General features: G+C 43.5%; 11 protein-coding genes. 6 read left to right on the top strand and 5 right to left on the bottom strand.

The annotated features are described in order from the left end of the window. The first annotated feature begins 149 nt into the window (after positions 1-149). Positions 150-626 carry a DUF1456 family protein gene (locus F0227_RS12580; protein ID WP_171753557.1) on the top strand — a complete coding sequence of 159 codons (477 nt, stop codon included), beginning with the start codon at positions 150-152 and terminating at the stop codon, positions 624-626. Between the two features lie 35 nt (positions 627-661). Continuing rightward, positions 662-1891 (top strand): DEAD/DEAH box helicase, encoded by a 1230-nt coding sequence (locus tag F0227_RS12575; RefSeq protein WP_171753556.1) that lies wholly within the window; start codon positions 662-664, stop codon positions 1889-1891. Positions 1892-1907: 16 nt separating this feature from the next. On the opposite strand, the gene agaR is transcribed toward F0227_RS12575, so the two are convergent. The 4 genes from agaR to F0227_RS12555 form a co-directional block, all read right to left on the bottom strand. Next, positions 1908-2675: a transcriptional repressor AgaR gene (gene agaR, locus F0227_RS12570; protein WP_171753631.1), complete on the bottom strand. Its 768-nt coding sequence runs from the start codon at positions 2673-2675 to the stop codon at positions 1908-1910. Between the two features lie 55 nt (positions 2676-2730). Beyond that, positions 2731-3783, bottom strand: coding sequence for an efflux RND transporter periplasmic adaptor subunit (locus tag F0227_RS12565; RefSeq protein ID WP_171753555.1), 1053 nt, complete (start codon positions 3781-3783; stop codon positions 2731-2733). Then, on the bottom strand, positions 3783-7100 hold the full coding sequence (locus F0227_RS12560; protein WP_253822096.1) for an efflux RND transporter permease subunit: 3318 nt from the start codon (positions 7098-7100) through the stop codon (positions 3783-3785). The genes F0227_RS12565 and F0227_RS12560 overlap by 1 nt, the downstream gene beginning before the upstream one ends. A gap of 334 nt (positions 7101-7434) precedes the next feature. After that, a complete protein-coding gene (locus F0227_RS12555) occupies positions 7435-7743 on the bottom strand; it encodes a metalloregulator ArsR/SmtB family transcription factor (RefSeq protein ID WP_253822095.1) in 309 nt (102 codons plus the stop codon). A 158-nt stretch (positions 7744-7901) separates the two neighbouring features. On the opposite strand from F0227_RS12555, the gene F0227_RS12550 reads away from it, so the two are divergent. Both F0227_RS12550 and F0227_RS12545 read left to right on the top strand, forming a co-directional pair. Further along, positions 7902-8090, top strand: coding sequence for a DUF2892 domain-containing protein (locus F0227_RS12550; RefSeq protein ID WP_171753554.1), 189 nt, complete (start codon positions 7902-7904; stop codon positions 8088-8090). A 111-nt stretch (positions 8091-8201) separates the two neighbouring features. Continuing rightward, positions 8202-9905, top strand: a complete 1704-nt coding sequence (locus F0227_RS12545; RefSeq protein WP_171753553.1) for an FAD-dependent oxidoreductase — start codon at positions 8202-8204, stop codon at positions 9903-9905. Between the two features lie 62 nt (positions 9906-9967). Here F0227_RS12545 and F0227_RS12540 read toward each other — a convergent pair whose 3' ends face one another. Next, positions 9968-10399, bottom strand: a complete 432-nt coding sequence (locus tag F0227_RS12540; RefSeq protein WP_171753552.1) for a DUF3010 family protein — start codon at positions 10397-10399, stop codon at positions 9968-9970. A 190-nt stretch (positions 10400-10589) separates the two neighbouring features. Here F0227_RS12540 and F0227_RS12535 point away from each other — a divergent pair, with 190 nt between their 5' ends. Together F0227_RS12535 and sigZ are read left to right on the top strand one after the other, a co-directional pair. Beyond that, positions 10590-11285 carry a glutathione S-transferase family protein gene (locus F0227_RS12535; protein ID WP_171753628.1) on the top strand — a complete coding sequence of 232 codons (696 nt, stop codon included), beginning with the start codon at positions 10590-10592 and terminating at the stop codon, positions 11283-11285. Positions 11286-11361: 76 nt separating this feature from the next. Beyond that, positions 11362-11904 (top strand): RNA polymerase sigma factor SigZ, encoded by a 543-nt coding sequence (sigZ, locus tag F0227_RS12530; protein ID WP_171753551.1) that lies wholly within the window; start codon positions 11362-11364, stop codon positions 11902-11904. Positions 11905-12025: the final 121 nt, after the last annotated feature.

Genomic DNA, 12025 nt, shown 5'->3' with positions numbered 1-12025 from the left:
GATGTTGCTCTGAATCCTGAGGTCACTTGAATATATGGCGATACAAAGAGAAACAGAGCAATGCTTTTTCCGCTGTGTTAAGGTGCGCACCACAATTAGACAGCCCTATGTCTAAGCCATACAGTTGATACTATAATTTAGGAACTATTTTGACTAATAACGATATTTTACGCCGCATCCGCTATACGTTCGATTTTAAAGATACAGAGATGGTTGAGATCTTTGCAGCAGCAGACCACACAGTAAACAAGATTCAAGTGACCAACTGGTTGAAAAAGGACACAGAAGCCGACTATTGCGACGCGTCAGATACTGATTTAGCCATATTCTTGAATGGGTTGATCAACACTAAACGTGGCAAGCGTGATGGGGAGCAGCCGCAACCAGAAAGTCGTCTAACCAACAATATGATCTTTATGAAACTTAGAATCGCTTTAAATATGAAAGCAGAAGATGTACTTGAGACGCTAAAGGTTGTTGATTTTAGACTGAGCAAGCATGAACTCAGCGCATTTTTCCGTAAACCAGATAATAAACACTACCACGAATGTGGCGCGCAGGTTTTACGTAACTTTTTGATGGGTGTTCAGCGTCAACTTCGTCCTGAAGACAAGCACGAAGCGTAACACTGACCTTATAACAAGAGATGAAGATATAAGCTATGCCGTTTTCCAAGCTATCCCTAAGCCAGCAACTTGTTGATGCCCTGCCCGATCCAATTCGCACACCAACTGAGATTCAGGCCGCTGCCATTCCTGCGATACTCAATGAACAGGATGTGCTGGCAATAGCAAAGACCGGTAGCGGCAAAACATACGCTTACGGTTTGCCTCTGTTAGAACAGATAAAGCAGAGCACCTCTTCCTTCCTGTCTCTTGTTTTGGTTCCGACTCGCGAACTCGCCACACAAGTAAACGATGCACTCTGTTTAATCTCTAAGGACACCGATATCACGTCTGTTTGCATTTGTGGTGGGGTCGATAAAGAGCAACAAATAGTTCAGCTCGCTTCTGCGCCTGAAATCCTTGTGGCCACCCCTGGCCGCTTGATTGAACTATTCAACGCCAATGTCATTGATGCGAACAAGATAAGCAAATTGATTCTCGATGAAGCCGACCGAATGTTGGATATGGGGTTTTGGACAGACGTTCAAAAAATCATTGAACAACTTCCAAGCAAGCGTCAAACCATCATGTTTTCTGCTACCTTCCCAGAACCGCTGGAAAACAAGGCTAAGACATTACTCAATGATCCGATCTTAATTCAAGCGCAGACAACCACCAGCTCTGTAGAAGCCATTGAAGAGACTCTTTATTTAGTCAACAAAGGCAGTAAAACTAAAGCCCTTATAGCGTTAATTAAACAGCACAACTGGCAACAGGTATTGCTATTTGTCGGCTCTAAAGATAATGCAGATGGACTTTGTAAGAAGTTGAACAAAGCTGGCCTATCTGCTGCTGCATTGCATGGAAACAAAGATCAAAGCGAAAGAGAAGCGACGCTCAAACTGTTCAAACAGCAAAAAGTGAATGTTCTTATCGCCACCGATCTGCTGGCTCGCGGTATCCATGTAGAAAGTTTACCGGTCGTCATCAACGTAGAGCTGCCATCAAATGCCGAAGTATATGTGCACCGAATAGGCCGAACTGCAAGGGCGGGTAACAAAGGAACCGCAATTTCTCTCGTTTGTCATGGTGAAGCGGACTATTTAGCCGCAATAAGAAACACGACTCAGCGCGAGCTTCCGTTAAGTGAACTCAATGGTTTTCCAGTCACGGATAAGCCGTCTACTGGCGAAAATAAACGTGCTGCCAGAGATAAACAGGCCAATCGAAGAACCAATAGTAAAAAAAGTATCAAACAGTTTCAGGGCAAAGCTAAGCGAAAATAAGTTGTCAATCGCAACGCTATAACGGCACAACGACAACGTCGATACCGAGTTCTTGCAACGAGTGGAGGTAGTTATCAGGAATACCGCTGTCAGTAATAAGCATGTCGATATCATCAAGAGTCGCGATAATACAAAAGCTTTTACGGTTAAACTTACTCGAATCACAAACGGCAATAACGGTTTTTGCCACCTGACACATGGTTCTGTTCACTTGCGCTTCGCCTTTATGAGGCGTGGTAATGCCCATAGAAAGATCAAAACCGTCAACGCCCAAAAACAACTTATCAAATCGGTATTTGTTTAGTTGTTCTTCGGCATTTTCACCGTGCAGAGAAAAGGCATTTTTACGTATAGTTCCACCTGTGACCATAACATCGATGCTTTCGCTGCTTGCCAGATGGTAGGCGATATTAATGGCATTGGTCATAACAACCAGCGGCATATCTAAAGAGAGTTGATGGGCAATCTTTTCCGTAGTGGAACCAGAATCTAGAATAATGGTATCCCCTTGTTCAATATACTCCGCTGCTTTTTGTGCCAATTTTGTTTTAATATCCGCCTTTATTTTACCCTTCTCTTGCAACGAACGATCAAAAGCAAAGCTGTTATTTAAGGTTGCGCCACCATAGCAGCGCACCACACACCCTTGCTTTTCTAGCTGATTGAGATCATGACGAATAGTGACACTAGATACGCCGTAGCGTTTAACAAACTCTTCCACATCGCCGGAGCCATTTTGTTGTATTGAATCTAGTATCTCGCTGCGACGTTGCGCTGTTTTCATCATGGTGACAAGTCCGTAAATAACAGGTGGTTAATTGCATGGCTATTAGAGCCTGTTATTGCCCATATTTCAATGGGTCAACCACTAAAACATCGCCAGCGACTACACCTTTCCTTACCACATTCTGGTCACTTAACTGCACCAGTCTTGTCTGTAGTAGCCCTTGATTCACCACTTTCACGTAATCGAGTTGCCCAACCTGATAAAGGGTATTGTTCGGCAGTGTTAACAGCTCTTGCTCGCCAATCATCACAGAGACTTTACCAAAACTACCGGGATAGATAAGAGCATCACTATTGAGTGACAGTTTAATAATAAACGTTCTAGAGGTATTGTCCGCCGCCGGCGCAATTTCCACCACGTCTCCAACACCATGGATACCGTATGTAGGCAATTGATATTGCAACGAAGAACCTAAGGTGATCTCTTTAATTTGCGACTCAGAAATATCGGCTTGTAGTTGCAAAGTATCAGGGTTGTACATGCTAACTAGCTGCATACCCGGAGTAGCGGTATCACCTCGGTTGACGTTCTTTTGCGTGATCAAACCATCGAATGGTGCAGTGATCATACTAAAGCCAAAGGTGGTTTCTGCTTCAGAGACAGCAGCTTGTGATTGCTTAAAATTGGCTTGTGCGGTTTTTAACTCACTCTCCACTCGATCAAACTCTGCTTGAGAGAGCAGCTTCTTGTTTACCAGCTCAGAAACTCTTTTGTACTCTTTTCGGGCGGCATTTAACCTTGCTTGTGCGGAGGAGAGAGCTTGTTCCGTCTGTTTCACTCGTGCGTCAAGATCATCACTGTCTAAACGCATAATGACATCACCTTGCTTAACCACATTGCCCACATCCACCAGCACTTCCGCGACTCGAGCGGTGATACGGGCTGACAGAATGGCCTTTTGATCCGCCACAATCGTTCCGGTAAATTCACGCTGTATCGGTTGTGCTTTCGACAGCAGTTTTACCGTTTCCATCTCAGGATAGTCAGATTGAGAGATCACTCTTTGCTGGGGCAACTTCTCGGTAAAATAGCCCGCCATGTACAGAAACAAACCACCTAATATTGCAAAAAGAACCGTACCTAATAGGGTTTTTGACGTATTCATTATTCTTCCTCCTTAAGCACGGGTAATCCGTGTCCTTGAGTATTTTGATAAGCAAGGTTGTATACCACTGGGATAACCAGCAAAGTAAAGACGGTGGATGCTGTGATACCAAAGATGATAGCCCACGCCAAACCGTTAAATATTGGGTCTAAAGTAATAACAATGTTCCCCAATAACGTAGTACCTGCGGTTAATAGAATTGGCCTCATCCGTACCGCGCCAGACTCAATTAATGCCTCACGCAGCGGTTTGCCTTCAGCGAGCGACTGATGAATAAACTCTATCAATACCAGTGAATTTCGCACCACAATCCCCGCCAACGCGATCATGCCTATCATAGCTGTCGCAGTAAACAGCGCAGGGTTCGGGTAACCGTTAATCTCATCCCCTAGCCCGTTAAGAATCCAAAATCCGGGCATGATACCTATAACGGTAAGAGGAATCGCCAGCATGATGATACCTGATACCGCAGGCAGACCCGTTTGCACTAGCATGACAATAAACACACCAAGTAGCGCAGCACCATACGCAATGCCTAGGTCAATAAACACGTCGACTGTGATCTTCCATTCGCCTTCGCCACTCCAAACGATATTAATATCGTCCGCCACGCTCCAGCTGTCTCCCGCACCGTTGTTTAGGTAACTTCTCTGTGCAACAGGCACTCTAGATTCATTCTGCTCACCATTAAAATCGGCAATCACATCGGCCACAATCTCACCGGGAACACGTCCTACCGACTCGGCATACACGTACACCACTGGTTTTAAGTTTTTGTGATAAATAGGTTGTTCAACAGGCTGTTTTACAAACTCACCAAGTTCCGACAATTGCACCAACGGTTGTGGCGCATCTATCAAAGCTCCGTGTACTTCTTGTTTAACAATACCCTGCTGACCACGAACATAGAGAGAAAGTAATTTATTGAGGTCATCTCTACTGGTTGCAGGCAGACGCACTTTTACTGGTAAGGGTTCAATCTCTCTTTCCGCTTGCAAATTAGCAAGCACAAAGCCTTGGTTCGCGGCTGAAATGGTCTGGTTAATATCGTATACAGAGACACCAGACAACGCGGCCTTCTCTCTATCAACAATAAATTGCCATGTTTGATAATCGCCCTGAATGGAGGTATCGACCTCAGAGACAAACTCCTCTCGACGTAACCTATCCGCCAGCTTCTCCGCCTCACTTTGCAGCGTTTGATACGGCGTGGTTTCCGCCCCGTAGACTTCCGCGGTTAATGTTGCGATAACTGGCGGCCCGGGTGGCACTTCAACTAACTGGATATCCGCTGAATGTTTAGCGGCAATCTGCTCTAGATCCGCCCGCAACCGAGTAACAATTTCATGAGATTGCTGATGGCGACGATCTTTTTCCGCCAATACAATCCTCAATTCCCCTTGATTCGGCAAACTTCGCATAAAGTAGTGACGTACCATGCCATTAAAGTCCATAGGCGAAGCCACAGCGGAGAACGCCGAGACAGAAACCACCTCAGGTACCGTCACCAAGTAGTCAGAGAAGTCTCTTAATACGTTAGAGGTTTCAACAAAACTGGTCTGCTCGGGCATATTTAGTACCATTTGAAACTCATTTTTGTTGTCGTAAGGTAGCAGTTTTAGTGGCACTAGACGCATGGCAGGCAGCATGGCCGCTGCGACAAATAACACAGCAACAAGGCCAAGAAACAACCAACTATTTCTGCGGCTTTTTAAGATGGGTTGCAATAGCTTCTCGTACCAACGATATAGCAGCGTCGTCTTGACGTCGTAATGTCCACTATTATTGGCTGCGCGTAGTATCTTCCTTGCTAACCAAGGCGTGATCATAAAGGCAACGATAGTACTAAATACCACACTGATAGGAACGTTAAACGCTAAGGGTGCCATATAAGGGCCCATCATTCCGGTAATAAAGAACATAGGCGTAAATACAATGACGATAGCAACGGTAGACATCAACAACGCACTTCGTATCTCTGCCATTGCTAACACTATCGCTTTGGTGCGGGTTAACTCTTTACGTTTTAGATAACGTTCAATGTTGTCGATACTGGCAATGGGGTCATCAACGATCAAACCTAACGCCAAAATAAGCGCAAACAGAGTGACACGGTTAATGGAATAACCAAAGGCCAGATCCATGCCAAGTGCAGCGCCGTAACTAATTGGAATGGCGATGCCCACAACCAAGGCACTGCGCCAGTTCAAAAACAGGCCAACAAATACCACCACAGTCAAGATAGAGATCCCCAAACTTGACACCAAGTTGGATACTTTATCGTCTGCTGTTTGGCCATAGTTACGAATAATACTTACACCAACCTCGTCTGGAAACTGGGTAAGCTGTAACTCATTGAGCTCTTGCAACACATTGTCTGCTACCGCTACCGCATTCGATCCTTTCTGTTTCGCTACCGAGATAAACACTGCGGGATAAACATCGCTACTCTGTTCAGCGGCCGGGCCATACTGAAACCAGGTATCGTTTGAGGCTTCTTCCGGACCATCGATAATTGACGCAACATCTTGCAGGTAAACTGGTTTGCCGTTAACAACATTAACCACCAAAGAGCCGAGCTCTTCTGCTTTGGTAAAAAATTGTCCCGACTCCAGCGCGTAAACATTTCCAGACTGATGGATTAAGCCCGAGTCCTGTTTGTGATGGCTAAGCTTAAAGGCGTTTTGTAAATCGTCTATGGTGGTTTTTCGGCTTGCCATCGCAGCACTATTTAGCGCTACTTCAACATTTCGAGACTGCCCGCCAATGACTTCTACCATATTGGTACTGTCCAGCGATTTAAGACGCTGAGTGGCTTGTGTGGCAATTCTTCTTAGTTCGTATCGATCGATTTGCTCAGGATTTTTTGAATAAAGCGCTGCGACGACAATCGGCACATCATCAATTTCTATTGGCTTAACCGCCCAGCTTGTTACCGATGAAGGAATTCGATCCTGATTGGAATAGAGCTTGTTATAGAGTTTGACCAACGCGTCTTCACGACCTTCGCCCACGTAATAACGAACAATCACTTGAGCTGCGCCTTTCATCGACGAGGAATAGACATATTCCACACCATCGATTTGGCTAACCAACTTTTCCAATGGCTCCGTTACTTGTTTTTCCACCTGTTTGGCACTGAGCCCCGGCGCATTAATTAATACATCCGCCATAGGAACCACGATTTGTGGATCTTCCTCTTTTGGCGTAAGCCATAGAGAGACTCCACCAACAACCAGCGCCATAATGATCAGGATTGGCGGGAAAAAACTGTTCATAACGCTATGAACGAATCCACCCTTAAACTCCTTGGTCATCTTGTTCTCCTTTTACTACTCGTCACATCGCGATAATCAGACATGGGTAATATTGTAAAATTACACAACTTAATGTTAGTTGTTGTTTAATAACTTTCGACTGGCAAAACGATGCCACTTGATGCATGTCAATTACTGATGCATCACAAGCCTTAATTGCTAGAAAAATATCTTGAATGCCGAGAGTATCGCAGCAAACTTAGCCGGCAATGACCTTAATACAGCGGCCGCAGAATCATTGTTACTGTTTCACTCAGAAGCTGTTTCATGTAGAGGATTAGTTACATCGTAACCTTGCTCTCCACTGCCACTAAGTTGTTACAGAGCAGCGCAGTTAAATACAGTAAATTGAATGTAAGTTCTTAATTAATGCCGCAACACGTTCATCGGATAAGGAATAGAAAACCTGCTGAGACTCTTTCCTTATTTGGACCAACCCTTGCTTTCGCAGTACGGTTAGATGCTGAGAAAAAGCCGACTGGCTGAGTGATGAGTTCTCTTGAAGCTTGCCTGCCCCAACCTCTTCTTGCATCAACTGGCACAACACCATCAGTCTCTCAGGGTGCGCCATGGTTTTTAGTAGTTCAGAAACATAGGTCGCATTACTTTGCATTTTTTCAATGTTCATAACTGCATCGTCCATAACTGCCTCAACTTTTAAATTTATCTTAATTAGATTTTACTAATACATGTAATTTAGTCAACTCTTTATTAGTAAATTTTAATTATTTATCAAATTAATTAGACTTTGCTAAATTAGACATATATAGTTTACATGTTTTCTAGTTAAGGAGAAGAAAGATGACAGTTGAAAATGGTGTAAGAGTTTTGGCAGGAAGCATGATACTACTCTCAGTAATTTTAACCGCAACGGTACATGCTAACTTTGTTTGGCTAACGGTGTTTGTTGGGTTAAACCTATTACAAAGTGCATTTACCGGGTTTTGTCCCGCGGTATCGATACTGAAAAAAATGGGCATGAGTTCGTAAGCCATTATCGATACAGATAGACAATATAGACACTAAAAAAGCACGACAAGTATCAGGTTAACTGCCCCTGATCACTTGTCGGCTTTTTTAGGTTTTATAACGGAGTCCAGTATGACTAAGATTGTTATTGTAGGTGGAGTTGCCGGTGGCGCTTCCGCTGCTGCGCGTGCGCGTCGTTTAAGTGAAGACGCTGAGATCATCATGTTTGAAAGAGGCCCCTTCGTCTCATTTGCCAACTGTGGATTGCCTTACCATATTGGTGGAGATATCACAGAGCGAAGCAATTTATTACTGCAAACACCAGAAAGCTTCCTCAGCAGATTTAATGTTGATGTTCGCGTTATGAGCGAAGTGACTTGTATCGATAGAGAACAGAAACAGATCCGAATTAAAAACCAGCTGGACAATAGCGAGTACAGTGAAAGCTATGACTTTTTGCTGCTTAGCCCCGGTGCCGGTCCAATTGTTCCGCCAATCGCTGGTATTGATAACCCGCTTACCCATTCGCTACGCAATATCCCTGACATGGATAAAATCATTAAAACCTTGCAGATGAACCGCCCAGAACACGCAACCGTGGTTGGTGGTGGCTTTATCGGTTTGGAAATGATGGAAGCCTTTCATCAATTGGGTATTAAAACAACGCTGTTAGAGTTGGCAGATCAAGTTATGACGCCGGTTGATCGCGAAATGGCAGGATTTGCACACGCAGAAATCAGAGAGAAAGGTGTTGACCTTAAACTCGGTGTCGCTTTGCAGTCTGTGGAGTATATTCCCAGCGATCATGTCCCTGTACTCGAAAGCGGAGAAACAGACACCAAACAGCATATCGAAGGGCATTTAAGCCTGCAACTCAGCAATGGTGAATCACTGGATACAGAGATTCTTATTATGGCTATTGGCGTTCGTCCAGAGACCAAACTTGCCGCTGAGGCCGGATTACAAATTGGCGCATTGGGCGGCATTTATACCAATGAAAATTTACAAACCAGTGATCCTTCTATCTACGCGGTAGGCGATGCCATCGAAGAAGCAGATTTTGTCACTGGCCAGCCGACTTTAGTTCCACTGGCCGGTCCTGCAAACCGACAAGGCCGAATGGCTGCGGATAACATGCTTGGTAAAAACGACAGCTACCAAGGCACCCAAGGCACAGCGATCTGTAAAATATTCGATTTGGCGATTGCCTCCACAGGAAAGAATGAGAAATCGTTAAAAGCAGAAGGAACCGCATACGAAAAAGTGTATGTTCATACTGCCAGCCACGCCAGCTACTATCCGGGAGCAGAGCTGGTTTCGTTTAAGATGCTCTATTGTCCATACACCGGAAAAATACTTGGTGCGCAAGCAGCAGGTAAAGATGGCGTCGATAAACGTATCGATATTATGGCAGTAGCACAACGTGCCGGAATGACGGTAGATCAACTTCGTCACTTAGAACTGACTTACGCACCACCTTTCGGCAGCGCAAAAGATGTCATAAACCAAGCGGCATTTGTGGCACAAAATATAAGAGTGGGCGATGCGAAAGCGATTCATTATGACCAAATGGATAGCCTGACCGACCAGCAGTTTTTGCTTGATGTACGTACACCGGGAGAACTTAAAGCGACTGGATTTATTGAAGGTGCGGTAAACATCCCTGTCGATGCCCTACGCCATCGTATGGATGAACTACCAAAAGATAAAGAGATCATTATCTACTGTGCGGTGGGTTTACGTGGCCACGTTGCCTACAGACAGTTGGTAAATAACGGCTTTCAAGCAAGAAACCTTATTGGTGGATACCGAACTTATATTTTGGCTAAAGCATAACAAGCGATCTGCACAATAACGCAAAAAAAGGAGCATTTAGGTGCTCCTTTTCTATGTTGGCATTAGTGCTTAGAACTCATGATGTGAGCATAACCGACAAGGAAAGCAGATTCTTGGTACTGTTTTAAACCTGTCTCTTTAAATGGCACCGCGAGTGGGTTCTTTTTTAAACCTTCTTTGGTTTCAGTTGCAGGAATGACTTCCACTGAAAGATCGTCTATTAACTGAATGGCTGCTTCCAATTTAAAACCAACCGCTCCACCAGCAAATTTCCCTTTTGTCTGACGTTGACGGATCACCACTTTGTTGATCTGGTAATCTTGCATCAATTTAGCAAAAGAAAACTGAAAGTCTCTCATATTTTGAGTGTCGTTTGCGTTGCCTATAGAAACCTTAGCTACTCGGCAGTCAAGAATGGTAAATACCCCATCAGACAGTTGGAGCAAACTTACAATTGCATCATTACCACTTATTTCAACACCACAAATTTTCATAACATTACCTTATCTTTGAGTAACCGAGGATTATACGATCCGTTACCGCGTAGTACCAGCATAAGAAATGGCTAAGTCCATTTTAGTTTAATGCCAGATATTCAAATATTTTTCGATATTTGTTCGTCTTTTTTTCCCTTGATTCGTCTTACTAGTGTAAGCAAAGCCCCCCTTAAAAAGAGAGAAAATGATGTTAAAAGTAATAAGCTTTAAAATATGCCCATTTGTTCAACGTGTCACGGCCGCTCTTGAAGCCAAAAATCTTCCTTATCAAATTGAATATATAAACCTAAAAGACAAGCCACAATGGTTTCTCGAGATATCACCTAATGGCCAAGTACCTATTGTAACGACGGAAAATGACACTGTTTTGTTTGAGTCTGATGCGATTATTGAATATATCGAAGATGAATATGGCCCATTAGAGCAAGGGGTTTCCAACGAACAACGCGCCATAGATAGAGCGTGGAGCTATTTAGGGTCAAAAAATTATCTGCCGCAGTGTGGAACAATGAGTAGCAAGGATAAAGACACTTTCCAACAGCGAGAAACGAAACTTAGAACAGTGTTTGAAAAAGTAGAGAAACAACTTACCAATGACTCAATGTTCTTTAAATCTGACGTAATAAGCAATGTTGATATTGCTTGGTTACCATTATTGCACCGTGCCGCTATCGTAAAACAACACACTGGTTTTGACTTTTTGTGTGGTTTGCCTAATGCTCAAACTTGGCAGCAAAATCTTCTAGATACAGGGCTAGCAGATAGGTCGGTTTCCTCAGATTTTATAGAAAAGTTTTCAGACTTTTATTTGACCAATACTTATCTTAAACAAGGGAAAGATGTTCAACCTTCCGCATGCGGTTCGAGCAACTGTTGCGACTAATTTTTTGACAAGCGCTCTAACGAGCGCTTTACCTATCTATCACCAATTTAAATTGAATATTGACGAGTACACGATTGTGAATGTAGAAAAAGTTTGGTCAGAATATCAGAACAGTCTTAAAGGATTCCTACACAACAACGTGTCTGATCCTGATGATATAGATGACCTTCTACAAGACATTCTGATTAAAACCTACCAGAATTTATCTAAAGTACATGACAGTAAAAAGGTCAAATCTTGGTTATTTCAAATCGCCAAAAACACCATTATTGACTTCTACCGTAAAAAGAACAAACAACCGGATATAACGGACAAGGAGCTTTGGTACCACGACAGCGAGCCTGAAGTTAATCAACAACTATCAATGTGCATTATTCCATTTATTAATGAGTTAGCTAAAGAGGATGCGGAGTTATTAACCGCGATTGAAATAGAAGGCTTAAGTCAAAAACAGTACGCACAGAAATTAGGGGTAAACTATTCAACACTGAAGTCTAGAGTACAAAAAAGTCGTGCCAAACTGTATGATTTATATAATGAATGTTGCACCTTCTCTATTGATAAACAAGGCAATATCATCGATTACCAAAGCAAAAAAGACCGTTGTTCCGGTTGTTAATGGCTATTTATACATCCGACCCTGTAAATAATTCTGTGTAACTGCCATTGGTTACAAGTATTCAGTTAATCGGTCTTCGAACATAATCATAAAGCGGTTCAGCGCTTGCTTCCAGTTTCGT

It is taken from the genome of Vibrio sp. 99-8-1 (genome assembly GCF_013114595.1).
Classification (GTDB): domain Bacteria; phylum Pseudomonadota; class Gammaproteobacteria; order Enterobacterales; family Vibrionaceae; genus Vibrio.
This window is presented reverse-complemented; position numbering and strand designations above follow the sequence as displayed.

Coding starts and splice junctions, on each gene's coding strand:
- F0227_RS12560 (WP_253822096.1), bottom strand. CDS start 7,100: ATGACCAAGGAGTTTAAGGGTGGATTCGTTCATAGCGTTATGAACAGT.
- F0227_RS12540 (WP_171753552.1), bottom strand. CDS start 10,399: ATGAAAATTTGTGGTGTTGAAATAAGTGGTAATGATGCAATTGTAAGT.
- F0227_RS12565 (WP_171753555.1), bottom strand. CDS start 3,783: ATGAATACGTCAAAAACCCTATTAGGTACGGTTCTTTTTGCAATATTA.
- F0227_RS12555 (WP_253822095.1), bottom strand. CDS start 7,743: ATGGACGATGCAGTTATGAACATTGAAAAAATGCAAAGTAATGCGACC.
- F0227_RS12550 (WP_171753554.1), top strand. CDS start 7,902: ATGACAGTTGAAAATGGTGTAAGAGTTTTGGCAGGAAGCATGATACTA.
- agaR (WP_171753631.1), bottom strand. CDS start 2,675: ATGAAAACAGCGCAACGTCGCAGCGAGATACTAGATTCAATACAACAA.
- F0227_RS12545 (WP_171753553.1), top strand. CDS start 8,202: ATGACTAAGATTGTTATTGTAGGTGGAGTTGCCGGTGGCGCTTCCGCT.
- F0227_RS12575 (WP_171753556.1), top strand. CDS start 662: ATGCCGTTTTCCAAGCTATCCCTAAGCCAGCAACTTGTTGATGCCCTG.
- F0227_RS12535 (WP_171753628.1), top strand. CDS start 10,590: ATGTTAAAAGTAATAAGCTTTAAAATATGCCCATTTGTTCAACGTGTC.